The sequence below is a fragment of the Paenibacillus arenosi genome (assembly GCF_014841135.1).
GTDB classification, from domain to species: Bacteria; Bacillota; Bacilli; order Paenibacillales; family Paenibacillaceae; genus Paenibacillus_B; species Paenibacillus_B arenosi.
Genome location: NZ_JACYTN010000026.1, coordinates 1 through 22,495, shown reverse-complemented (window position 1 = coordinate 22,495; position 22,495 = coordinate 1). Strand labels below are relative to the sequence as shown.

26 protein-coding genes, 1 rRNA gene and 1 riboswitch are annotated in these 22,495 nt (G+C 43.8%); of the genes, 2 read left to right on the top strand and 25 right to left on the bottom strand.

Features of this window, described 5'->3' with window-relative positions:
• Nucleotides 1–91: 91 nt before the first annotated feature.
• The 14 genes from IFO66_RS20545 to IFO66_RS20480 all read right to left on the bottom strand — a co-directional run bounded on the left by IFO66_RS20545 (nucleotide 92) and on the right by IFO66_RS20480 (nucleotide 12,869).
• Nucleotides 92–1,045, bottom strand: coding sequence for a ribose-phosphate diphosphokinase (locus IFO66_RS20545; protein ID WP_028595203.1), 954 nt, complete (start codon nucleotides 1,043–1,045; stop codon nucleotides 92–94).
• A gap of 68 nt (nucleotides 1,046–1,113) precedes the next feature.
• Nucleotides 1,114–2,511: a bifunctional UDP-N-acetylglucosamine diphosphorylase/glucosamine-1-phosphate N-acetyltransferase GlmU gene (glmU, locus tag IFO66_RS20540; protein WP_273015770.1), complete on the bottom strand. Its 1,398-nt coding sequence runs from the start codon at nucleotides 2,509–2,511 to the stop codon at nucleotides 1,114–1,116.
• 115 nt (nucleotides 2,512–2,626) lie between these two features.
• Complete coding sequence (spoVG, locus tag IFO66_RS20535) at nucleotides 2,627–2,911, bottom strand: septation regulator SpoVG (RefSeq protein WP_028595205.1); 285 nt, start codon at nucleotides 2,909–2,911, stop codon at nucleotides 2,627–2,629.
• Nucleotides 2,912–3,049: 138 nt separating this feature from the next.
• Complete coding sequence (locus IFO66_RS20530; protein WP_192026916.1) at nucleotides 3,050–3,433, bottom strand: RidA family protein; 384 nt, start codon at nucleotides 3,431–3,433, stop codon at nucleotides 3,050–3,052.
• Nucleotides 3,434–3,458: 25 nt separating this feature from the next.
• The gene (purR, locus tag IFO66_RS20525) at nucleotides 3,459–4,313 is read right to left on the bottom strand and encodes a pur operon repressor (RefSeq protein WP_192026915.1); all 855 of its coding nucleotides are present in this window, start codon (nucleotides 4,311–4,313) and stop codon (nucleotides 3,459–3,461) included.
• A gap of 126 nt (nucleotides 4,314–4,439) precedes the next feature.
• On the bottom strand, nucleotides 4,440–5,294 hold the full coding sequence (gene ispE, locus IFO66_RS20520; RefSeq protein ID WP_192026914.1) for a 4-(cytidine 5'-diphospho)-2-C-methyl-D-erythritol kinase: 855 nt from the start codon (nucleotides 5,292–5,294) through the stop codon (nucleotides 4,440–4,442).
• Between the two features lie 199 nt (nucleotides 5,295–5,493).
• Nucleotides 5,494–5,673: a small, acid-soluble spore protein, alpha/beta type gene (locus tag IFO66_RS20515; RefSeq protein ID WP_144995402.1), complete on the bottom strand. Its 180-nt coding sequence runs from the start codon at nucleotides 5,671–5,673 to the stop codon at nucleotides 5,494–5,496.
• 192 nt (nucleotides 5,674–5,865) lie between these two features.
• Nucleotides 5,866–6,141, bottom strand: coding sequence for a biofilm formation stimulator Veg (veg, locus tag IFO66_RS20510; RefSeq protein WP_028595210.1), 276 nt, complete (start codon nucleotides 6,139–6,141; stop codon nucleotides 5,866–5,868).
• A gap of 153 nt (nucleotides 6,142–6,294) precedes the next feature.
• Nucleotides 6,295–7,188, bottom strand: coding sequence for a sporulation peptidase YabG (gene yabG, locus IFO66_RS20505; RefSeq protein WP_192026913.1), 894 nt, complete (start codon nucleotides 7,186–7,188; stop codon nucleotides 6,295–6,297).
• A 121-nt stretch (nucleotides 7,189–7,309) separates the two neighbouring features.
• A complete protein-coding gene (gene rsmA / locus IFO66_RS20500) occupies nucleotides 7,310–8,203 on the bottom strand; it encodes a 16S rRNA (adenine(1518)-N(6)/adenine(1519)-N(6))-dimethyltransferase RsmA (protein WP_273015767.1) in 894 nt (297 codons plus the stop codon).
• Nucleotides 8,204–8,238: 35 nt separating this feature from the next.
• Nucleotides 8,239–8,811 carry a ribonuclease M5 gene (rnmV, locus tag IFO66_RS20495; protein WP_192026912.1) on the bottom strand — a complete coding sequence of 191 codons (573 nt, stop codon included), beginning with the start codon at nucleotides 8,809–8,811 and terminating at the stop codon, nucleotides 8,239–8,241.
• A gap of 146 nt (nucleotides 8,812–8,957) precedes the next feature.
• The gene (locus IFO66_RS20490) at nucleotides 8,958–10,079 is read right to left on the bottom strand and encodes a ubiquitin-like domain-containing protein (protein WP_192026911.1); all 1,122 of its coding nucleotides are present in this window, start codon (nucleotides 10,077–10,079) and stop codon (nucleotides 8,958–8,960) included.
• 292 nt (nucleotides 10,080–10,371) lie between these two features.
• Nucleotides 10,372–10,564, bottom strand: a riboswitch (cyclic di-AMP (ydaO/yuaA leader).
• 194 nt (nucleotides 10,565–10,758) lie between these two features.
• Complete coding sequence (locus IFO66_RS20485) at nucleotides 10,759–11,523, bottom strand: TatD family hydrolase (protein ID WP_192026910.1); 765 nt, start codon at nucleotides 11,521–11,523, stop codon at nucleotides 10,759–10,761.
• A gap of 47 nt (nucleotides 11,524–11,570) precedes the next feature.
• Nucleotides 11,571–12,869, bottom strand: coding sequence for an HD domain-containing protein (locus tag IFO66_RS20480; protein WP_192026909.1), 1,299 nt, complete (start codon nucleotides 12,867–12,869; stop codon nucleotides 11,571–11,573).
• A gap of 350 nt (nucleotides 12,870–13,219) precedes the next feature.
• Here IFO66_RS20480 and IFO66_RS20475 point away from each other — a divergent pair, with 350 nt between their 5' ends.
• Nucleotides 13,220–13,474 (top strand): AbrB/MazE/SpoVT family DNA-binding domain-containing protein, encoded by a 255-nt coding sequence (locus IFO66_RS20475; protein ID WP_028595217.1) that lies wholly within the window; start codon nucleotides 13,220–13,222, stop codon nucleotides 13,472–13,474.
• 304 nt (nucleotides 13,475–13,778) lie between these two features.
• Here the strand turns inward: IFO66_RS20475 and rsmI are convergent, their stop codons facing one another.
• The 10 genes from rsmI to IFO66_RS20425 all read right to left on the bottom strand — a co-directional run bounded on the left by rsmI (nucleotide 13,779) and on the right by IFO66_RS20425 (nucleotide 21,423).
• Nucleotides 13,779–14,690 (bottom strand): 16S rRNA (cytidine(1402)-2'-O)-methyltransferase, encoded by a 912-nt coding sequence (gene rsmI, locus IFO66_RS20470; RefSeq protein ID WP_192026908.1) that lies wholly within the window; start codon nucleotides 14,688–14,690, stop codon nucleotides 13,779–13,781.
• A complete protein-coding gene (locus tag IFO66_RS20465; protein ID WP_192026907.1) occupies nucleotides 14,683–15,459 on the bottom strand; it encodes a tRNA1(Val) (adenine(37)-N6)-methyltransferase in 777 nt (258 codons plus the stop codon). The genes rsmI and IFO66_RS20465 overlap by 8 nt, the downstream gene beginning before the upstream one ends.
• 107 nt (nucleotides 15,460–15,566) lie before the next feature.
• Complete coding sequence (locus IFO66_RS20460) at nucleotides 15,567–15,953, bottom strand: initiation-control protein YabA (protein WP_192026906.1); 387 nt, start codon at nucleotides 15,951–15,953, stop codon at nucleotides 15,567–15,569.
• 37 nt (nucleotides 15,954–15,990) lie between these two features.
• Nucleotides 15,991–16,791, bottom strand: a complete 801-nt coding sequence (locus tag IFO66_RS20455; RefSeq protein WP_028595221.1) for a PSP1 domain-containing protein — start codon at nucleotides 16,789–16,791, stop codon at nucleotides 15,991–15,993.
• A complete protein-coding gene (gene holB / locus IFO66_RS20450; protein WP_192026905.1) occupies nucleotides 16,792–17,772 on the bottom strand; it encodes a DNA polymerase III subunit delta' in 981 nt (326 codons plus the stop codon).
• Between the two features lie 61 nt (nucleotides 17,773–17,833).
• The gene (locus tag IFO66_RS20445) at nucleotides 17,834–18,277 is read right to left on the bottom strand and encodes a DUF327 family protein (RefSeq protein ID WP_192026904.1); all 444 of its coding nucleotides are present in this window, start codon (nucleotides 18,275–18,277) and stop codon (nucleotides 17,834–17,836) included.
• 13 nt (nucleotides 18,278–18,290) lie between these two features.
• A complete protein-coding gene (locus IFO66_RS20440; protein WP_028595224.1) occupies nucleotides 18,291–18,620 on the bottom strand; it encodes a cyclic-di-AMP receptor in 330 nt (109 codons plus the stop codon).
• Nucleotides 18,621–18,756: 136 nt separating this feature from the next.
• Nucleotides 18,757–19,392: a dTMP kinase gene (tmk, locus tag IFO66_RS20435; RefSeq protein ID WP_192026903.1), complete on the bottom strand. Its 636-nt coding sequence runs from the start codon at nucleotides 19,390–19,392 to the stop codon at nucleotides 18,757–18,759.
• Between the two features lie 75 nt (nucleotides 19,393–19,467).
• Nucleotides 19,468–21,033 carry an aminotransferase class I/II-fold pyridoxal phosphate-dependent enzyme gene (locus tag IFO66_RS20430; protein ID WP_192026902.1) on the bottom strand — a complete coding sequence of 522 codons (1,566 nt, stop codon included), beginning with the start codon at nucleotides 21,031–21,033 and terminating at the stop codon, nucleotides 19,468–19,470.
• A gap of 204 nt (nucleotides 21,034–21,237) precedes the next feature.
• Nucleotides 21,238–21,423 carry a sigma factor G inhibitor Gin gene (locus IFO66_RS20425; protein ID WP_192026901.1) on the bottom strand — a complete coding sequence of 62 codons (186 nt, stop codon included), beginning with the start codon at nucleotides 21,421–21,423 and terminating at the stop codon, nucleotides 21,238–21,240.
• A gap of 243 nt (nucleotides 21,424–21,666) precedes the next feature.
• Between IFO66_RS20425 and IFO66_RS20420 the strand changes: the two genes are divergently transcribed.
• Nucleotides 21,667–22,191, top strand: coding sequence for a hypothetical protein (locus tag IFO66_RS20420; protein WP_192026900.1), 525 nt, complete (start codon nucleotides 21,667–21,669; stop codon nucleotides 22,189–22,191).
• Nucleotides 22,192–22,413: 222 nt separating this feature from the next.
• Here IFO66_RS20420 and rrf read toward each other — a convergent pair.
• Nucleotides 22,414–22,495 (bottom strand): 5S ribosomal RNA (rrf, locus tag IFO66_RS20415); the annotation flags it as partial.

The window sequence follows — 22,495 nt, the reverse complement described above, 5'->3', positions numbered from 1 at the left end:
GCTATAGGTGAATGCTGACAAGGGTTACATCTACCGATGATGAACCGGTTGATGTAACCCTTATGCTATGGGACTAAATCCCTATACGGTATTACTCAATTTCGAACAATTTACTGATCGAAATTTCTTCATGAACACGAATGATAGCTTCGCCCATAAGCGGAGCTACAGACAACGTGCGAATTTTACTTGATGGGTTCGGATGGGTAACCGGAATTGTATCCGTTACAACGACTTCCTTGAATGGAGAGTCTTCAATACGCTGCATCGCAGGACCTGACAGTACAGGGTGCGTACAAGCAGCATAAACTTCTTTAACACCAGCTTCAACGAGCGCATTTGCACCAAGTACAATTGTACCTGCTGTATCAATAATATCGTCGATAATGATAGCTGTTTTGCCTTTAATATCACCGATAATATTCATAACTTCGCTGACATTCGGCTCTGGACGACGCTTGTCGATAATCGCAAGCGGAGCATTCAAGAAGTCTGCCAATTTACGTGCACGAACGACACCACCATGGTCAGGTGAAACAACCACAACGTTCTCCATTTGTTTGGAGCGGAAGTATTGTGCCAAGATTGGTACACCAAGCAAATGGTCAACTGGAATATCGAAGAATCCTTGAATCTGTGTAGCATGCAAATCCATCGTAATGACGCGATGAGCTCCTGCTGTCTCAATCAAGTTCGCAACCAATTTCGCTGTGATAGGATCACGGGAACGTGCTTTGCGGTCTTGGCGAGCATAGCCATAGTAAGGAATAACGACGTTGATGCTCTTTGCAGATGCACGTTTCAACGCGTCAACCATGACGAGAAGTTCCATTAAGTTATCGTTTACAGGTGCACATGTTGATTGAACGACATACACGTCGCAACCGCGCACACTTTCATGCAAATTCGTTTGGATTTCGCCATCACTAAAGCTCTTTGTAATCGCATCTCCTAGCGGAATACCAATATAATCGGCAATTTGTTGTGCTAGCTTAGGATTCGAGTTACAAGTGAAAAGTTTCAGCTTGGAATCACAATACGTCATAATCGTTGTTTACCCTCCGGATGGTTTAAATTCAATTTATTTTAATATTACTTATTACTTATAACTAGTTAAGAATCTAATCTTGCTTTCTTTGCTTTTGCGCGAGAACGAAGTTTCTCCGCATAACCTGGCTTGTTTACTTGTCTTTCACGGGCGATAGCCAAATCATTGTCTTCTACATTTTGCGTTATTGTAGATCCCGCAACGACGTAAGCACCATTACCGACTGTTACAGGAGCAATTAGATTGACATTGCTGCCTACGAAAGCATCATCACCAATCTCTGTAACGGATTTATTATATCCGTCATAGTTTACGGTTATTGCACCACAGCCAATGTTTACGTTTTTGCCAACCTTAGCATCGCCAATATAACTAAGATGCGATACTTTGGAATGGTCATCTACTGTTGCATTTTTGATTTCTACGAAATCACCAATTTTGACGTCTTGTCCAATACGTGAACCTGGTCGCAAGTAAGCAAATGGGCCAATCGAGCTATCATGCCCAACTTCAGCCTCTGCAAGCACAGATTGTTTCACGCTCACTCGATCACCAATTGTAGAATCTGCAATCTCGACATTAGGACCGATCGTAGATTCTATACCGATTACAGTGTTGCCTTTAAGCATCGTTCCAGGATACAGTACTGTATCTGCTCCAATGCTTACTGTAGACTCGATATACGTCTGAGCTGGATCGATAATCGTTACGCCATTCAACATATGCTGCTTGTTGATGCGCTCTTTCATGAGGCGTTCTGCTTCAGACAGAGCCAGACGATCATTTACTCCAATAGACTCAGCAGCATCTGCCGTGCAGTATGCACGCACGATATCGCCATGCGCCTTCATGATGCCGATGACATCTGTTAAATAGTACTCCTGCTGCGCATTCGTATTCGTCACCTGTTCTAGCGCGGCAAACAGCTTAGCATTATCGAAGCAATACGTACCTGTATTGATTTCGTTAACGAGTTGTTCCTGCTCTGTCGCATCTTTCTGCTCAACAATTTTCATGACCGAACCATCTTCTGCACGAATAATACGCCCATATCCATGAGGATTATCCAGTTCAGCCGTCAAAATCGTTGCCGAAGCGCCTGATTCTTGATGTAGCTTCATCAACATCTCTAGTGTATCAGATGTTACAAGCGGTGTATCACCACAGATCACAATTGTCGTACCTTGCTCTCCATCAAGAAGAGCCTTTGCTTGCTTGACCGCGTGACCCGTGCCAAGCTGTTCGGCTTGAAGAACGAATTCTGCCCGATCCCCTACGTAGCCTTGAACGGCTTCTGCACCATGTCCGACAACGACAACTTTACGTTCACACTGTACTTGCTCAATAGCTGTCATCACATGACCAACCATCGGCATTCCACATACCGGATGCAGAACTTTATACAATTTAGACTTCATTCGCTTGCCTTGTCCTGCGGCTAGCACAATGGCCATTCTTTTCAAAGTGTCCGACCTCCTGCTCCTGTACTCCATACTAGAATATATCCTATTATAGCAAAAAAGAAAAGAGAGCCCCATGATTGGCCCTCTTTCTTTGTAACCCCAAATATTCCCTTGATTAAGCGCCCTCTTCAATAACTTCCTCTTCTGTTGCAGCACGCTCATATTCAGCCAGTACCGCAGCTTGAATCTTTTCGCGAGTTCCTGAAGATATAGGATGGGCAATGTCGCGGAATTCGCCATCTGGCGTTCGTTTGCTAGGCATTGCCACAAACATTCCGTTGTTGCCGTCGATAACACGAATGTCATGAACTACAAACTCGTTATCGATCGTAATCGAAGCGATTGCTTTCATTCTCCCCTCAGTGTTGACGCGGCGGAGTCTAACATCAGTAATTTGCACGTGTGTTCACCACCTTTTTCCATACAAGACTTGGTGTAATATTCCACACGCGCAAACAAAATCCTTCTTTATTTTGCCAAGAAATTAACTTTTGTTTGAACTTTTGTTCCGATTTTAATTATTTCGACAGAGTTCGATTTACTTCGAAGCAATCAATTCGATTTCGACAAGTACATCTTTAGGCAGTCTCGCTACCTCAACCGTTGAACGTGATGGCTTATGCGAACCGAAATAGGTTTCATAGATTGCATTCACTTGTGCAAATTGATTCATATCTTTCAAAAATACGGTTGCCTTTAATACACGATCGAACGAAGAACCTGCCTCCTGTAGAACAGCCTGCAAATTCTGAAATACTTGGTGAGTTTGCTCTTCGATGCCACCCTCTACGAGAGAACCGTCTGGACGCAGTGCAATTTGACCTGAAGTAAGAACAAGGTCACCGTAAGTAACCGCTTGCGAATAGGGACCTATTGCTTGCGGGGCATCCGATGTTGCTACTGTATGAATCCGTTGAGACATCTTAAAACACTCTCCTTTGGATGAATTAAGCTTCTTCCGTACCGAACTCCATATTTTTGTCAAATAAGTTACCAGGCTTCACGGACATCTGGCGTGTTCTTGTATCAATCGTTCCAACACGCATAAGCGATACATAATCATGCAGCAGACGTTCGTCGCTTGCCACGTCTTTGGACTCTACAAGTACGCCTACACCTGCTACGGTCGCATTGAACTCCTTAAGCAGATCGATCATACCGTTTATCGTTCCACCTGCACGCATAAAGTCATCGACAACTAATACACGTGAGCGCTCTTTAAGAGCACGGCGAGCCAACGTCATCGTATGAATACTTTTCTGCGAGCCAGATACATAATTAATGCTAACAGCAGAACCTTCCGTTACAACATGATCTCGTCTAACAAGAACAACAGGTAAATTGAGATGAGCAGCTGTTGCATACGCAATCGGAATACCCTTTGTCTCCACTGTCATCACACAGTCGATCTCGTGATTTGCAAATACGGAGGCAAACATCCGTCCAATTTCATTCATTAGACCAGGCTGACCGAGTATATCGGTTAAGTAATAGTATCCACCTGGCAGCATACGATCAGGCTGCTGCAATTCATTGCAGAGCCCTTCGATAAGTTCAAGTGCCTTTTCTTTAGAGCACTTCGGGATAAACTTTACTCCACCAGCTGCACCCGCTAAGGTAAGCAGCTCACCCGTACCTTCACTCTCGCACACTTCTTTAATAATCCCCAGGTCTTCACTTATAGAGGACTTAGCTGCCCCATATCGCTCTGCAAACGTAGTTAACGGAATGAGCGTATGCGGTTTGGACATCAAATATTGTGTCATTTCCACGAGACGGGCACTTCTTTTTAATTTTTTCATCACGTTCTTCCTCGCTAAAAACCGAATATTATATTCGGTATAATACATTAATGTTCGTTATTTTTCAAGGAAAACCGCATTGTCGTTTTCATTTATTTACATATTTGAATGACCTACACATTTATCCTACGTGAGCATACGCACTGCATACACTTCTTTGCAGAAACCGCGTAGACCATTATAAATTCTTGCAACTTTTGATTCTTTTGATACCAGCCCAAATACAGTAGGTCCGCTTCCCGACATAAGCACACCATCGGCACCAAGTCGAATCATCGCTTCTTTGAGCTGAAGCACTTCGGGATGCATTGGTAATGTGACATCTTCCAATACGTTGCCTAAATGCGCACATATATCTGCAAAAGATTGCTGTTCAATCGCTTGTACCATATTTACCAAGCTTGGATGCTTACCAATTCGATCTACCTTGAAGTTCCCGTACACATCTGCCGTTGATACGTTAATAGGTGGCTTAGCTAGAATGACCCAGCATTGCGGAGGATTGATAATTCGCTCCAACTGCTCACCCCGTCCACTCGCAATGGCTGTCCCACCTGTGACACAAAATGGTACATCCGAGCCAAGTTCAGCCCCTAGCTTTAGTAGCTCTTCTTGCGGAATATTGAGCTGCCACAATCGATTTAATCCTCGCAGTGCTGCTGCTGCATCACTACTGCCTCCAGCAAGTCCAGCTGCAACAGGGATATGCTTATCTAAGTGAATGTATACGCCCTTACGGACGTCATAGCGTTCTTTGATGAGTTTAGCAGCTTGGAAAGCCAAGTTCTTCTCATCAAGAGGTATGTAGCCTGCTTGGCTGGATATGATAATGGTGTCTCGCGGAAGTTCCTCCATTTCCAAGCGATCTGCCAAATCGACCATTGTCATGACCATTTCGACCTCATGGAAACCATCTTCCCGCTTATGCAATACGTCCAGCATCAAGTTAATCTTAGCTGGCGCTTTCTCGTATATTTTCACCGGCCTTCACCCTTCTTTATCCTACGGATCGCTTTCGTTATTATAACAGACTCTCCGAATCAAGTCATTCGAGAACAGCCTGCATAACGAGCTACCATATAACGAAAGCGAACCCGCTCTTCTTTTCAAAGAGACATGGCTCGCTTCTAACTTCTTGTCACCTTGTTCCATGGGAACTACATACCCACCCTTTATCGAACTACCCTTTGCGCGCAGCTGCTTCCTCCGCCATTTGAATAGCTCGCTTGATCATATTGCCTGCATCCTTAGCGCGTATTCCTCCCCAACCTTCCTTTTGCACCGTATCATAAAAGCCTAACTCCTTCGCTAATTCAATTTTCAATTCTTCGGACATGATACTGCGTCTACGACGACTCATGAAACTACCCCCTCAAAATAAAAAAATAATAAGACCGTATGTCAATCAGAGAAGGATTCCCTCCTGCATTAGTTTGCGCGTCCATGCGACCATTATGTATGAATTGTAAAGATGCGGGCTAAGGGCTGAGCACCTAACTGTTCCATATAAGAAAAAAAGCAGCCCAAAGGGCTGCAATTGAAACGGGTTATACTAACCGCGAATAAATTCGATCTTTAATTCGCCGTTGTCTGCGCAGACGGTAATCTCTACCGACTCCGTCAATATATCTGCATAGCTGTAGGATACTCGTTTGAACGCATTCTGTTCCTCATCCAGCTTAACAATAAAAACAGAATGGTAGGTCTCTTCCAATACGCCTGTACGCTCAATCGTCTTGCGACGGCCACCATTTGCTCGAAGCAAAATCTTCTGACCGACGTGAGATTCTAGATTGCGTCGTATTTCCAAAAGCGCGTTTTTCGCCATTGGTACTACCACCTCTTTCTTGTCCCATTATAACGAACAAAAGAGGTAATGTCAAATTAAACAAATAATTATAGCAACAACTATGTTTTAATGTCAATTCATTTTTTTATCCAATTTTGTAGCTTGCCCGTTCCAAGCCCATCCTATTCGATCTCATACCATGGATGGGGTAACTTGCAAACTGGAGAGGTCTTTCCACTTTGGCATCCCTACTCGATAACTGCCTCTTGTCTCCACTCCACCCAACCCCTCCATACCTGTAACCATATGCGGCGTAATATCAGCCATCTGTACGGTATCTTTCACAGAAGTATAGGCTGCTTTAGCAGCTACATAAACAGGATCAAGCGCATGTATCATAATACGCCCTGGCGAACTGGCGAAGTTAGCCCCGACTTGCAGTAGAGCTTCAAAATGAGATTGACACGCCCCCGCGACAACATTGAGCAAATCATAATGCTTCTCATATTGTCGAGCGGTTCTTACCGCATTCACAAAATGCTGCGAGTTTTTATAACTTTGTAAGCTGTACAGATCACGATGCTTCAAACCCTTCAATACCCCATCATGCCCGGTAATTACAATGATGTCCGGCTTTACACGAGGAAGCAGTTGTGCCACGGTATCAGCCATTTTCGACTCCGGTACATAATGCCCCTCAGCCGGCACTCTTAACTGATGATATACAGCCATACTTTTACGTAAATAAGAAGCATCCCCATCCAGATGAAGAATTTTGCCTGGCATCTCAAAATAGGAGGACTTGCTCGTTGTTTCTGAAGATTGAAAATCATTCTTGCGGCGTTCTGTTTGGCGCTTGCGATGCTGCTGGATCGATTCAACCGACTGTAACATCTTAATTTGCGCTTGTCTTGTGCGACGCCTTAGTGTCGTATCTGACACGGTAAGGAGGTCGTTCAACGGAGAATCTGCGATCAAGCGATAGTCCGTTCCTTTAAGGACCGTCATCTCGTTCATAACGTGCTCTACACGAAATGTAATATCTCCGCCGTAGGACTTGCGCACGACCAAGTCTCCTACCTTCATAGGTTCATCACCTCTTTGACTATGGTATGGGCAAGAGCTTGATTTGGTTCATGAACATACCAAAAACGCACAACGGATAGAAGCAGATACTGCTCATCCATTGTACGTTCTCCGTTAATTGCTATTCAGGTTGCTTTAGTAAAGCTCCAATGGCATCGCTAAGGCGCGCAAACTCTTCAAGTGACAATGTCTCTCCTCGACGCTGTGGATTGATATCTGCCGTCTCAAGAGCTCCCTGGAGCCCCTCTATGCCTGCCTCAGCACCATAACGAGCTTTAAGGTTGTTCCACAGGGTTTTGCGGCGCTGTGCGAAGCTAGCTTGTACCACATCGAAGAACAAGCGCTCGTCATTTACTTGTACAGGTGGATTCTCACGAACCTTTAAGCGAATAACAGCCGATTCTACGTTCGGCTGTGGAATGAATACGGTATGAGGCACCGTACACACAATTTCCGGCTTACTGTAATATTGTACAGCCACCGTTAAGCTTCCGTAATCTTTGCTGCCCGGAGCTGCTGCCATCCGTTCAGCCACTTCCTTTTGGATCATCACGACGATATTTTTAAGGGGCAAGCGCTCCTCTAACAGTTTCATCATAATAGGTGTTGTCACATAATAAGGCAAGTTTGCTACAACACTAACCTTATCCATACCAGAGAACTGCTCTGCAAATAGTGCTGATAGATCCACCTTCAAGACGTCATTGTTTACTACACTCACGTTGGCATATGGCTCCATTACTTCAGCCAAGATCGGAATGAGACGCTGATCAATCTCAACAGCTGTAACCTTGCCTGCTTCGCGAGCTAGCTGCTCGGTCAATGCTCCGATACCAGGACCAATCTCTAATGCCCCTGTTTTTTCATCCAAGCCAGCAGCCTGAACAATTCTGCGCATAATGTTCATATCGACAAGGAAGTTTTGTCCCAAACTTTTCTTAAAGGAAAATCCATGCTTCTTAATAATTTCTTTCGTACGCGACGGTGTCGCAATATCCATCATTGAACGCGTCATCTTGTAGTCCCAGCCATCCTCTCGTACTATCCTTACTATTGTTCTTCTTTATGCTTGGCTTGCTCAATCTCTCGATACAAATGAGTTAAAGCATCCTCGAACTCTTCACGGCTAATCTGGAATGCCGTACAGCGCTTTAGAAATTGCTTCGCATTGCAATAGCCAATACCGAGCAACTCCCCGAGCCGCATTCGACGATCGGCAGAACCAGGATGTGTGGTTAATCCCGCTTCGATTAGATCGGTCCATGACAACACCGTGCCATGAAAAGCCCCCATTTCACTTTTTACACGGGATAATGCTTCTCTTATATGTTCAGGGGAGGCATTTTCCACCCCGATATCTCCATTGGCTGTTGCTTTGTCTTTTGTGATAAAGGCATGCTTACAACCAGGCACTCTTGCTGCAATCGCCTTTCGAATCCGCTCACCTGCAAAATCAGGGTCGGTAAAAATAATGACACCTCGTCGCTCCTGTGCAAGGGCAATTTTGCGGAAAGTCATCTCATTGAGTGCAGAGCCTCCGGTCTCAATCGTGTCCGCCTTTACGGCACGCTTAATGGCAACGGTATCATCTCTGCCTTCCACTACTATTAGTTCCCGAATCAAGCAAATAGTACCCCTTTCCTTTGTCAACTCCATTCACGCAAAAAAGAAGAGGGAGTCCCCTCTTCTTAGCATGACATAAACCGTTGTGAATTACTATATGTTAAATCAACAGCTGCATTTTCACAGCGACGTGCAGTCTGTATCGTTTAGTTTGCCTCCGGTTTCACAGGGCCGATAATGTACACCGTATACCCTTTCTTACGACCGAAGCGATTTACTTGCTTAGAGCTGTCAAAGTATAGGTCTATAATCTTTCCTTTAACGGCACCGCCTGTGTCCTCAGCACGACGGAAACCGATTCCTTCAATATAGACCCACCAGCCAAGCGGAATAACCTTCGGGTCAACAGATATCGTTCTCCCTGCGGTTACTTTGGTGCCGGAGGCAGTTGTTGCCCCAGCCGAACCTGGCGTTTCTGTATAAGCGGTCAATTGGAAATTGCCCAGCTTACGCTTATAATCAAAGTTAACACCATCTTTAAGTACACTGCCTTCGATATCTCCATCTGCCGATAGAACAGATACTTCCGGAACTTTCTTCGTTCCATACGTAATGACTTGAGATACTGCCTTCGTCTTAACGTTCTTATCAATCATCTTCTTATATACGAGCTTACCATCTTCATACGTCTTTTCAATCTGCTGAACGACAAGTCCTGCTTTGCCCTTTTGAACCGTCTTCTTCGTTCCCTTTTTCATGTTCGGGTCTGCTTTCTTAACGACCGTATATGGAACTTTGACTTCTCGCTTCACAATATCCTTCTTTACACGAACAACTCGGATATGCATGTCACGCTTAATGGCTGCATCTTGGCTTGGATACACCTTATCTTCTTTATTAAGCTGAATCTTATGCGATTGAAGTGCTTCTCCTACATCATCCTTAGTCGTGAACAGTTTCTTGCTCTTGCCGTCTACTGTCACTTTAATAGGCTGCGCACGTTCAATCGTAATGCGTGACCCCTCTTCTACTTTCGTATCCAATTTAGGTGACACTTCATCGTGCTCACCTACAACGATGGCCTGCTCATCCAAAACAGCGCCAATCGTTTGCTTGCGGGACTCTACCTGTCTTTCAACATCGTCAATGACGATGGAGACGGATTTCTTTGCGTAACTGAACCCGACTAAAATACTAACGACTGTTATAGCAACTACTATAAGTGATATAACTGAAATAATACGCATATTTTCATGCTTCCACCGCATTGCGAATGACTTGCTGGATGATCGGGGTTCATGGGGTTCGTTATGAACGAGTTTGCCCACTTTCTCGGACCTCCTTACATAGTCCCGCCGTCGAGAGTTGTGCATGATACATCTGACGCGACTATAAAGTATTTTTGCAGAGAGCCTACTAGGATTATGCTGCATAACTCTCCACACCAACTAGCAGCTAAGGTCTAGTTCACCTCCTGTTTCTTACAACCTATGAACTTGCTGTAACTATTATGCAAGCTTTTGAGGCGTAAATAACAAAAGAAGCCTGTCTCAAGAGGTGTCTCTGTGACGGCTTCATAGGTGACCTAAACGAAACATAACCGTTTAGGGACTCAGAAGAGCGACCTCTCTCCAAACGCTTGCGAGGTTAGCTGTCGGGTTCGGGCTATGAGAGTCGCCCTAAGCAAATGCCCGGCTCATGGCTCGGCCATTCACAATTCACCCCAAGGAATCAATCCTACCGATGCGTGGCACTCGCATCAAGCTTTTGGTTCCCCCGCTCTCCATAACTGGAGACTCAGCGATACTGGTTAGTTGGAATATTATTCAAGTTGATTCAAACATCTGTGAGCATCATAACGTTTTTATGACAAAGTTGTAAAGTTCCCCGCAATTCCGTTTTTCGTTAAAATTGATTAAAAAAAAGTAACAATTCGGCTTTTTGTTGAAGAAATCCACTTATCTCTTGCCATAGAACTTTTTTTCATACTGTTTTCATCGATTTTCATCACATGTCAAAACATGTTAGAGCATTGGCCGTCGTTATTTTGCAAATTTCTTCAAATTCCATACTTTTTATCTCAGCAGCCACTTCTGCTACATAACGAACATAAGCGGATTCATTTCTTTTCCCACGGAATGGATGGGGGGTTAAATAAGGCGCATCTGTTTCCACTAATAAACGATCATTTGGAACTTGTTTTAGCACTTCTTTTGGCTGCTTAGCATTTTTAAAGGTTACTGGTCCTCCAAAGGAAATATAAAAGTTCATGTCCAAGCACTGCTTGGCCGTTTCCCAGCTACCAGAGAATGCATGCATAATGCCACCAACTTCATGTGCCTTCTCTTCTTTTAGTATACGCACAACATCCTCATGCGCGTCACGGTTATGAATAATAATAGGTAGTTTTAATTCACGTGCTAGCCCGATTTGCTGACGGAATACACGCTGTTGAACCTCTTTCGGGGACGTATCCCAGTAGTAGTCTAAGCCAATTTCTCCAATAGCCACAACCTTTTCATGTTCAGTCAGCTTTGCAATCCAATCGATATCTTCAGGCTTCATATCAATTGCATCAACCGGATGCCAACCAACAGCTGCATAAATAAATGGATATTGTTCGGCCAACTCCATAGTCGTTGGAATCGTCTCCCGATTGAATCCGATATTGACCATACGAGTTACACCCTGCTCATAAGCACGAGTGATTACCTCATGGCGATCTTCATTAAATTTTTCATTATCTAAATGAGTATGTGTATCAAATAACATGAACAATCTCCTTTACGTTGTGTTTCTTCATGATGAACAATGGGTATTTATTTTACGTGTCGATCAAGTCGCAACAACTGTCTCGCTTCTTCAGACAGCCTGTCTCTTACACGCATCAGCTTGTCTACTGGGTAATAAATATAAGCCTTGCCTCTTCTTAAGCCGCTAATCGAATGTACAATATCAGATCGCTTTGACAACTCCACCAGCTCATACTGACGATCCAACAGCAATATATGCTGCTGAGAAGGAACTTCACCCGAGCGATACACATCATACGGCATATCAGTAGGATAATCAAACCATAGGTCATAGGCTGGATCCAAGCCAACTCGCTCCCATTGCTCACGAAGAAGCGTCTTGTATGACTCTTTCATTTCATCAAGCTCCACGTACTTGTATAGCTTACGTTCCATAAATCGCTGACTGAGTTCTGCCAAGCGTTCATCTTCTTCTGACATCCACTGTGTGAACATCGTTTGTACAAATGCCTCATCAAGCTGTACGTATTGTTGTGCGTTAAGTGTTCCTTCAAATAACGAATCAAGAGGTGGTAAAAAATATTTAAAACGATATCCTGATCGATATAGCTCTGTAGCCCGCTGGAATATTAGGCGCAGCATAAGTTCTGAGCTCCGTGTGACAGGGTGGAAGTACACTTGCCAGTACATCTGGTAGCGTGACATTAAATAATGTTCAACCGCATGCATACCGCTTTCTTTTACGACTACTCTGCCTTTATATGGTCGTAATACCCGTAATATTCGATCCAAATCAAACGTACCATAATGAACACCTGTATAATACGCATCGCGCAGTAAATAATCCATACGATCGGCATCTAGTGGGCCTGTTACAAGATCAACTACAATAGGATTTGGGTAAGTTTTGCATATAATAGAAGCAACTCGTTTTGAGAACCCTTTCTCAACCTGTTCTAACACCTGATGAACTTCTGTATTTTCAAGTAAAATACGGCATGTCCAGTCCTCATGATGAACATCAAATGCTTCTTCAATGGAATGCGAGAATGGACCATGACCAACATCGTGCAATAATGCCGCACACAACGTTACTAGTCTCTCTTCCTTGGACCAATCCTCGTAGTTTTGACGCTCAAACTGAGATATAATGCGTCTTGTAATTTCATATACACCTAGTGAATGAGAGAACCGACTATGCTCAGCTCCATGAAAAGTAAAATACGACGTCCCTAATTGACGTATCCGCCGTAATCTTTGAAACTCCTTCGTATTAATAAGATCCCAGATGGCTTGATCTTGTACATGAACATAATTATGAATCGGATCTTTAAATACTTTTTCTTCTGATAATAAAGAATGCATACTGGCGTGTTCCTCCTTTGTGCAAATTAGGGATTCCTTGTGTAATTTGGCGCCTAGATTCGACAATCTCATATAAATGTTGACGTTACGATAAAATTGTCATATTATTCTTTAAGTTCCTGATTTTTCGCGCTATTAAGCCTCTTATTTCCTGATATTTCAATTCATAGACTTGTTTTAACCTGTTCAATAACTTAAAAATATGATAAAAACCATAAATTAACACAAGAACCTATCATTTTGCATGTTGACTAATATGGGAATGGTTGGTACGATATAAAGCACAGAACATCAAAATTTGTCGAATAATGACACTATTATGTGTTTCTAAAAGAGGAGAGCGATGATTCATGATGAAGTCAACAGGTATCGTCCGTAAAGTCGACGAACTCGGTCGTGTTGTCATTCCAATTGAACTACGCCGGACATTGGGAATCGGTGAGAAAGACGCGCTAGAAATCTATGTAGATGGTGAGCGCATCATGCTTAAGAAATATGAGCCTGCGTGCATCTTCTGCGGTAATGCAGAAAAAGTTACATACTTCAAAGGTAAGATTGTTTGTCACGAGTGTATCTCTGATATCCCGCAACCTGTGACAAAATAAAAAAAATAGGTTATAATAGTTTCATCACATATGTTAATTCTAACCTTTTTCATATCTTCCTTGCGCCTTCACGGTATTGAACCCACCGTGAAGGCGTCTTTTTTTTGCAAATTGGAAGAATTGAACCCATCTTTAAGACGTTACATGAACCCTGATCATAATGAAAATCTGTGAAAAAGTACCTCTCTCTAAAACTTTTTAGCATTTCCACTCATTGTTCACAATTTGTTCACAAATATATTATTTTTCATTTTATGATAATGGAATATGTCCTTGTCCCATCATCAACTTATACCCTTGTCTGTTACTCTGCCTCTTCTCCAGACAATAACTGCTGATAAATATCACGTCTGGAAACCCCACGATCCTTAGCTGCAAGCTTCATCGCTTCTTTGTGCGTTGCTCCCTGCTCTTCTTCGTAGCGCGCTACATGCTCAGCTACGGACAAAGATGCCCACCATGTCGATTGTTCGGGTGGAAGTTCCCATTGACCCACGGCACCCTGCACAACGATACAGCATTCTCCTATTGGAGCTACTTCTTCAAACTGACGCAAGCAGGAACTAATTGTTCCTCTTACAAACTGCTCATATCGCTTGGTAAGCTCTCTGGCAACTACTACTTCACGATCACCTAGCTGTTCAATCATACGTTCAAGCGTCTTCACAATGCGATGAGGAGATTCATAGAAAAGCAAAGTACTTGTATCACGTTGAACGGACTGCAGGATTTCCTCCTGACGTTTCTTATCGCGTGGAAGAAATCCGACAAACGTAAAGCGATCCGTAGGCAATCCAGATGCAATTAACGCACTAAGGGCAGCATTTGCACCTGGAATAGGGACAACAGGCAATCCCGCTTCAATAGCAAGGCGTACAAGATCTGCACCAGGGTCTGAAATGGCTGGAAGACCTGCATCACTAACAAGTGCCAACTTGCGTCCTTCTTGCATCAACCTCACTAACTCTGGCCCACTTGCATCCTTATTATGTTCATGATAGCTATATAAAGTCTTTCCTTGAATATCAAAGTGAGAAAGTAGCTTTCTCGTTTCACGTGTATCCTCTGCAGCGATCAAATCCGCTTCCTGCAGCATACGTACAGCACGATATGTCATATCCTCCAGGTTGCCTATAGGGGTAGCAACTAAATATAACTCTCCTTGCTTCCTGTCCGACGATGCGTAACTATTTTGAATTGTGCAATTATTATTCATGATCACCATTCCTCAATTCACTACGTCTGCCATAGTAAATATCGTTTAGTTCTTCAACATACTCGTTTTTATCAGTATATACGATCAATGGCGGTAGCAAACGAACATCGGGCTTGCCGTTGCGAATCGCTTCCACAAGTACCATATTTGCTTCTGTATCTATACGAGAGTGTACAAAACGAATACGCTTGGGCTCTAGTCGATAACGACGTAGCAGGTCCAATATATCCGTTAGACGAGCTGGTCGATGCACCATGGCCAACTTACCACCTGTTTGCAGCAATCTTGCTGCACAAGCAACAACATCCTCAAGCGTGCATCCAATTTCATGTCGAGCCATCGCTTTGTAGACATTCTCCTTGGGTTCACCTGTTGTAAGTGGCATATAAGGTGGATTCACCGTTATACAATCATAATAAGACTTGTCACCTTCAGGCATTAACTCCTTCAAGTCTCCTTGCTTAATCTCAATACGAGACTCCAGACCATTAAGTTGAACACTTCGTTGAGCCATATTCGCAAGACGCGGTTGAATCTCGATACCACCAATATGAGCTGATGTTCTGGTTGAAAGCAGTAGCGGAATTACTCCATTGCCTGTACAAAGATCAAGTACTCTGCCACGTGGAGGAACAGAAACAAAGCGAGCCAAAAGTACTGCATCTATTGAGAAGCTAAATACTTCATCACTTTGAATAATACGCATATCATGGGTTAGTAAATAATCAAGCCGTTCAGACGGCTCCAACATAACGGAATCTTCAGTCATTTGTATTGCGCTTCTCCTTCATAAATAAGTGTTCTATACTTACATGCCTATCAATACACAAAAACCGTAGGCTGAGGAACGCCATGTTCCTTTACCTACGGCATTGTTTATTTGTTGAGGAAAGAAAGGCAGAACAAACAGTCGCCCTCTGTCCGCAAGTGACCGTAATATACATTGCAAATATGGAAGCCTTCATAATACAATCTTGCCAAGTTATCGTAACCTTCACCGACAACATTATCCTTTGTCAGTTCATCTAACTGAGGATTATCGACTGTAGAAGGGACAGATTGCTGTGAGCCTTTCAAGGCTTGCTCAGAATCATGATGATCATGCTGCAGCACTTTGCGAAGCTGCTCATTTTCCATAAGAAGACGTTGATTCTCTTCTAGAAGCTCTTTCACAATCAACTTCAATGAGCCAAGCTCTTCATGAACACTGCCCATCTTTGTCTCCAAATCATGTATTTGTGCGAAAATATCTTTCTTCTCCAAGTTCCCACCCCAGAGCACTATGCGTAGTTCATCATCGTTACTTCACGACAACATCGTCGAACAATAGTTCTTTTACTTTGCCGATTTCAAACAACTGAACGTGCACTTTGCGTTCGCTTGCGTTCATTCCAACAACTTTGCCATCCCCTAAGGAAGTGACAACAAGTTTGCCTACCGTTGGCAGTTCTTCTTTTGCACTTTCATAATTATCATGCTCATACTTTAAGCAGCACATGAGTCGACCGCAGAGACCGGATATTTTAGTAGGATTCAACGATAAGTTCTGGTCTTTTGCCATTTTAATAGAAACCGGTTCAAAGTCGCCAAGCCACGACGAGCAGCACAATACGCGCCCGCATGGACCGATACCACCTAGCATCTTTGCCTCATCTCGAACACCAATCTGTCTCAATTCAATTCGGGTGCGGAACACACTTGCTAAATCTTTAACAAGTTCCCGAAAATCAACACGGCCCTCAGCTGTAAAGTAAAAGATGATCTTGTTACGATCAAACGTATATTCTACATCCACCAGCTTCATTTTTAACTGATGGGTCTTAATCTTTTCCATACAAATACCGAACGCATCTTTTGCTGCTTTTCGGTTGGAATCAACAAGTTCACCATCTGTATCCGTTGCAATACGAATGACTTTCTTCAGTGGAAGTACCACATCGTTCTCGCCGACCGTCTTCGGACCGATCACTACTTTGCCGTACTCGATGCCGCGCGCCGTTTCGACGATAACATGCTGATCCTTCAGGACCGGCCATTCAACCGGGTCGAAATAGTAGATTTTGCCCGCTCGCTTAAAACGGACGCCGACCACATTATACAATTACGTACCTCCTTGCATACCCACCAGGAACTGCTCAAACACCAGCTGCGGATTGACGTTTGCACGTAATCGCTTCTGTGCCTCTGCTGCCGAATCCATCACATGAACCCATTCTTGAGTCGACTTGGTCCATGCAATCTTGCTAATGGTATCGACTTGGTCAGAGAAGATGAGATGGTCTTGTCGGTTCAATTGGTAATTTAGCATATCTCGAAACCAAAGATGGAACAAGTCAAAGAGCATGTCCGCGTGCTCAGCAAGTTCCGTCTTGAATACTTTCTGTTGTGCAATAAGAAGTGCAGTACCTAGCTTAGATGTGCACTCCTTTCCTAATTGTAACATTACGTTTCTTAATTCTGCAAACCAATTCTGTTGGCATAATTCCCTGCCCGCATCCAATCCATTTACCAAATGCACAGATGTTCGTGCCAATGCAGCCGGATAACCTTCCTCCACTAAGCGCTGAAGCATCATTTGTGGTGCCTGTGGCGTAAAAGGTACCGACTGTGAGCGTGAAATGATGGTAGGCAGCATAGCTTGTCCATTTTCAGTGATTAGAATGGCTACAGTAGGGCTTGTAGGCTCCTCCAGAAACTTTAACAGACTGTTAGCGGCCTGAACTGTCATTTTATCTGCATGTTCCATAATATAAACTTTTCGTCCCGTTGCCTGAGTACGATAAGATAATTCTCGCTGAAGCTCACGAATCTGATCAATTTTGATCGACTGGCCTTCTGGCGCTATAACATGTACATCTGGATGATTACCATGATCGATCTTACGACATGACAAACAGGAATCACAACAATCATCCTGTAGACGCTCACAAAATAGTGCCTTAGCAAACGTCTGAGCGAACAACTTGCGTCCTGTACCGATAGGTCCACTAAATAAATAAGCATGGGATACCTTGTCGGCACGCAGCCCATGCTGAACAATTTTCTTGGCCCTTTCCTGACCAAGAATCGTTTCAAAAGACATATGCTGTTTCCTTTCCATACCTTACTGCTGCATAAAAGACTCCGCCACTCGTTAAAGTTGTCTAAAACGAAAGATTAATTAGCATTCCACGGATCTCGCCAACTTTATTCAAGAGCTGCATCTTACCTTCTTCTGTTTGCAATAATTGCTCCGCCATCTCCAGCAATGCTGTATCAATCTCTTCAATAATCTTATACCTCTTGCTGCGACCACGACGATCCCAGCCCGTTACCTCACGAATACCAATTCCACGCCGAACTGTATCTTCTAAGAACCGTTTTACCATCGTACGGTACATTCGCAGCTCACGTACTGTCATGGACTTGCCTAGGCGCTCTCCCTGGCGATAAATATCTTGCAGCCGCTGCTGCAGCTCATCTCTTGATGCATTTCCATCCTGCTGCTGCATCATATCAGAGAATGACTTGCTGGCAACTGGCTTTGGAGTTGACTCACCCATACGAATATCTTTACCGAATGGACGGAAACCTGGATTGATTTTCACTTATCTCACCGCCTTAAAAATGCTCGAACCGCTCCACAGGGAGGACGAACACCGTTGCTCCACCAACCTGTACTTCAACAGGCATAGGCATATAAGAATCGGTTGCACCACTCATTGGCGTAACCGGAGTAACCAGCTGATCCCGAACTTTGCAGTTCGAACGGATGACATGCAGCGCCGCTTCAATTTGTTCATCTTCAACACCAATCATAAACGTCGTGTTGCCTGAACGGAGAAATCCGCCAGTGCTTGCCAACTTGGTTGCACGAAAACCTTCTTTGACAAGAGCTCGACTGAGTCGATTGCTGTCTTTATCCTGAATAACCGCGACTATTAACTTCATGCCGTCATCCTCCTTATATTTTATCATAAGAGGCATAAGCTAGATAAGTTGCAGGTGGGCATTTACCTTATATAGGTCATATACTCCACATGCTGTACCGATATCTGCCTCATGAACTTATTAGACGTTATTAACCTTAATTCCTTGTTCGCACACGCAAAATATCTAACATTTGTGCAACAATCGACTGCGGTTCTGCTGATGCGTCTATGCGAACGATCCGCTCTGGGTATTTTTCAGCTAAAAGTTGATAGCCTGCCCGTACCTGTTCATGGAATGAGAAACCCTCCTGATCTAGGCGATTTACTTCACGATCTGCATTTGCGGCAATTCGTGCAAGCCCAGCAACAGGATCAATATCCAGCCAAAATGTAATATCCGGCATTAAATCATGTATGGCAAATCGATTAATCTCCCACACAGCATCAACGCCAAGTCCTCTTGCATGGCCTTGATAGGCCAAGCTGCTGTCTACGAAACGATCGCATAGCACAACTGCTCCTGTATCCAACGCAGGCTTAACCTTCTCAACCAAGTGCTGACGACGAGCTGCTGCGTAGAGCAAAGCTTCGGTACGAGCATCCATTGCTGTATGTTCTTTATCTAGAATCACTTCACGAATCCGCTCAGCAATGTGTATACCCCCTGGCTCACGAGTAACAACGACAGATTGACCTAATTGTTCTAGCTGCTCCTGCAGCAATCGAATTGCTGTCGATTTACCTGCCCCTTCGCCGCCTTCTAGCGTAATAAATAATCCTCGTTTAACCATTGCAAACTACTCCTTTTATATCATATGCACATTACCCAGTGCGGTTCCTATTCCCTATTTGCTACCCTCTATTCTCTAGTTGGCATCATCAACATAAACAATAAGGCTTCTAAGCTGCGGATCACTTACATCTTGGCATTTGGCACCCGCTAGAGCTAATTTGCCAAGCTCATCGATATGTGCCTTTGTAATACGCTCACCTGCGTAAAGAAGTGGAATACCAGGTGGGTATGGAATAACTGATTCAGCCGATTGCTTACCTATAGACTGTTCTAGGCTTACCTTATAAGAAGGCTTGTCCTCCTCAAAAATAGAGAACAAAACCGGCTCAGATACACCTTGATTATAGTGATTCATCTCTATTAAAGGATGATTATCATTTGTTACTGACCCTAGATTACTCGTTGACTCAGACATAACCATGCTATGGCTGCGGCTTTGCAAATAATCATCGAGTGCACAAAGTACTGCCATTATTTTTTCAGCATCTGCTTGCGAACTAGCTAATGTAAATAACAGAACTACGTATTTTATATCGGCCATTTCCGCAACAATACCATGCACAGTCAACTGTTCAAGCAGCTCATACCCCGTCATCTGCCCTGTCCTATCTTGAATTACAAGTTTAAAAGGATCTTGGGATTCGTAGGATGTGGAGCTGTTCATAGAAAGATTTATAGTATCAAATGACTCCAGCTCACACAGCTGTTTACGTACAGTATTTACTGCTGCCAACCCTGTTGTAAATGCATCCTGACCCTTTGTTTGGATCCAATGACGACTCATATCCAGTGAAGCCATTAATGGGTACGATGGACTTGAGCTTTGAACCATAGCAAGCTTACGCTGCAATCGCTCACGATTTATACGTGCCCCTTGTACATGCAGCATCGCGCTCATCGTCATTCCAAGTAGCATCTTATGCGTGGATTGCACAACAAGATCGGCTCCTGCCTGAAGAGCCGACAGAGGTAAGTCTGGATGCATCCCATAATGTGCACCATGAGCTTCATCAATAAGTAATGGCACACCATGGCGATGTACTATCTCTGCCACAGCTTGCACATCGACGCCCAGCCCGTAATAATTCGGGCTGCAGAGAAATACAGCTTTCGCTTGCGGATATTGTGTCAGCCCTGCCTCCACCGTATCAACGGATGGAGCTGTGAGCAAACCGCTAGCGCGATCATGTCGCGGGCTTAGAAATACAGCCTGCGCTCCTGCCAGCTTCAAGCCGTTAATAATAGACTTGTGCACGTTCCGCTGCACAAGTACGATATCCCCCCGCTTCGTGCAGCAAGTCAATAGGGCCGCCACATTACCGGCTGTGCTGCCCCCTACAAGGAAATGCGTTGCCTCCGCACCAAAGCAAGCGGCAGCAAGCTCCTGAGCCTCACGGATAGGCCCTGTCGCCTGATGTAGGTCATCCGTGCCGTCTACTTCCGTCACGTCCTGCCTTAACAGTGCCGCATAGCGTCGGTACAACTCAGCCCTTTCGCTATCGTCTTCTAATTCGGCGGCTGTTACATAGGCCGCCCCATCTTTATGGCCCGGCACGTGCATGGAAACGTGCGCCTGGCCTTCATATCGAAGCAGCGCCTCTACAAGTGGGAGGCGATCATAAGAATTACTGTTACCCATAGTTTCCCCTTTGTTAACATAGCTATGAAATATTCTCAGGCTCATTACATCCATTGTACCCTATCTCCCTACTGTAGCAAGGAGTAAGGAATAAGAAGTAATAAACACAAACGAAAAAGAGCCCATCAGGGCTCTTCACAAACATCTTAATTAGCCTAAGTAAGTATTAAACAGCAAACCTTTTTAGCCTTCCACGACAAATGATTAGGCTTGAAGCTGCAACCATAATTTCCTCATCCGATCAATAAAAATAGGATATTTCTCATCTTTAACATCTGTACGAACAATTTCTTGTTCACAACTCGAACATATAAACTGATGGACAACGACAATGCCTTCCGATTTCATTTCCCCGCAAATCATGCAGCAAGATTCCGACTGGCGATCCATGACCATCCCACCTTTACATATTTTCAATAATACTAGCTTGCCCCGATTAATAGAAAATTAAACAGTTTCATAGCCTATTTTCAAATAGTTATCCGCGCTTCCTTAGCTGCATCCTATGCTCATCATGGGCAAATGGTGTTTGTACTAAGCTGATAACTGATATTTGAGTCTATATCTTCATTCTAGCAGTCAAAGAACCGATATAATACTTGTTCTAAATCTCCGCGTGAAAGGAGTGATTCCATGCAGCCACCGCAAGAAAGAACCTTTTATCACTACAAGCTGCTGCGAAAAATCAGATATGGACCTTGGGTAAACAGAGTCTATATTTTACTTGGATTCGCTGCGTGGATGGCGGCATTATGGGCTGAAGGAATTATTGGTCTCACATATGGGGGGCTCGCTTGGCTCGTATTATTTTGGATCCATTATGTCATACCACGTTCCTTATTCGTTATTAATCGATACCATTATCGCAAGCGTTGGGGTTTCCAATTCAAACTGCCTTGGATCGGGTTCTTACCATATGAGAAACAATATGTGGGCTTTCACTACTGGATGAAGGTACTCCTATATATAACTCTTATCGGGGCTTTAATTATAGGGGTAATGAGTATTTGGCTTCCAATAGGATTTACTATACAATTCCTATTCTGGCACATTTGGTTCTTAGGACCACGCTGGTTTGCTTCCATAATAGCCCTTAACATCTCCGATGATAAGCTTATTAAACTTGGAACACAGGAGTTCTCTATTTACAAAGCATAAAAAGCACCTAGCTAATCATTAGTAAGCAATCAAAGAGCCATTAGTAGATTATCACTACTAATGGCTCTTTTTATTTACACTACAACTACATATAAACACTTATAGTAATCTGATATCCCATAACAAAGAATAGGATTATATTATAAATAGGCAAAAACACGTTCATTTTAAAGAAAAATACAAAACAAAACCCACCGATGGAATCATCAGTGGGCTGTGTTTGCTTGGCAACGTCCTACTCTCCCAGGACCCTGCGGTCCAAGTACCATCGGCGCTGGAGGACTTAACGTTCGTGTTCGGGATG

Coding starts and splice junctions, on each gene's coding strand:
- IFO66_RS20545 (WP_028595203.1), bottom strand. CDS start 1,045: ATGACGTATTGTGATTCCAAGCTGAAACTTTTCACTTGTAACTCGAAT.
- IFO66_RS20530 (WP_192026916.1), bottom strand. CDS start 3,433: ATGTCTCAACGGATTCATACAGTAGCAACATCGGATGCCCCGCAAGCA.
- purR (WP_192026915.1), bottom strand. CDS start 4,313: ATGAAAAAATTAAAAAGAAGTGCCCGTCTCGTGGAAATGACACAATAT.
- IFO66_RS20515 (WP_144995402.1), bottom strand. CDS start 5,673: ATGAGTCGTCGTAGACGCAGTATCATGTCCGAAGAATTGAAAATTGAA.
- veg (WP_028595210.1), bottom strand. CDS start 6,141: ATGGCGAAAAACGCGCTTTTGGAAATACGACGCAATCTAGAATCTCAC.
- yabG (WP_192026913.1), bottom strand. CDS start 7,188: ATGAAGGTAGGAGACTTGGTCGTGCGCAAGTCCTACGGCGGAGATATT.
- rsmA (WP_273015767.1), bottom strand. CDS start 8,203: ATGACGCGTTCAATGATGGATATTGCGACACCGTCGCGTACGAAAGAA.
- IFO66_RS20485 (WP_192026910.1), bottom strand. CDS start 11,523: ATGTTATTTGATACACATACTCATTTAGATAATGAAAAATTTAATGAA.
- IFO66_RS20480 (WP_192026909.1), bottom strand. CDS start 12,869: ATGCATTCTTTATTATCAGAAGAAAAAGTATTTAAAGATCCGATTCAT.
- IFO66_RS20475 (WP_028595217.1), top strand. CDS start 13,220: ATGATGAAGTCAACAGGTATCGTCCGTAAAGTCGACGAACTCGGTCGT.
- rsmI (WP_192026908.1), bottom strand. CDS start 14,690: ATGAATAATAATTGCACAATTCAAAATAGTTACGCATCGTCGGACAGG.
- IFO66_RS20465 (WP_192026907.1), bottom strand. CDS start 15,459: ATGACTGAAGATTCCGTTATGTTGGAGCCGTCTGAACGGCTTGATTAT.
- holB (WP_192026905.1), bottom strand. CDS start 17,772: ATGTCTTTTGAAACGATTCTTGGTCAGGAAAGGGCCAAGAAAATTGTT.
- IFO66_RS20440 (WP_028595224.1), bottom strand. CDS start 18,620: ATGAAGTTAATAGTCGCGGTTATTCAGGATAAAGACAGCAATCGACTC.
- tmk (WP_192026903.1), bottom strand. CDS start 19,392: ATGGTTAAACGAGGATTATTTATTACGCTAGAAGGCGGCGAAGGGGCA.
- IFO66_RS20430 (WP_192026902.1), bottom strand. CDS start 21,033: ATGGGTAACAGTAATTCTTATGATCGCCTCCCACTTGTAGAGGCGCTG.
- IFO66_RS20425 (WP_192026901.1), bottom strand. CDS start 21,423: ATGGATCGCCAGTCGGAATCTTGCTGCATGATTTGCGGGGAAATGAAA.
- IFO66_RS20420 (WP_192026900.1), top strand. CDS start 21,667: ATGCAGCCACCGCAAGAAAGAACCTTTTATCACTACAAGCTGCTGCGA.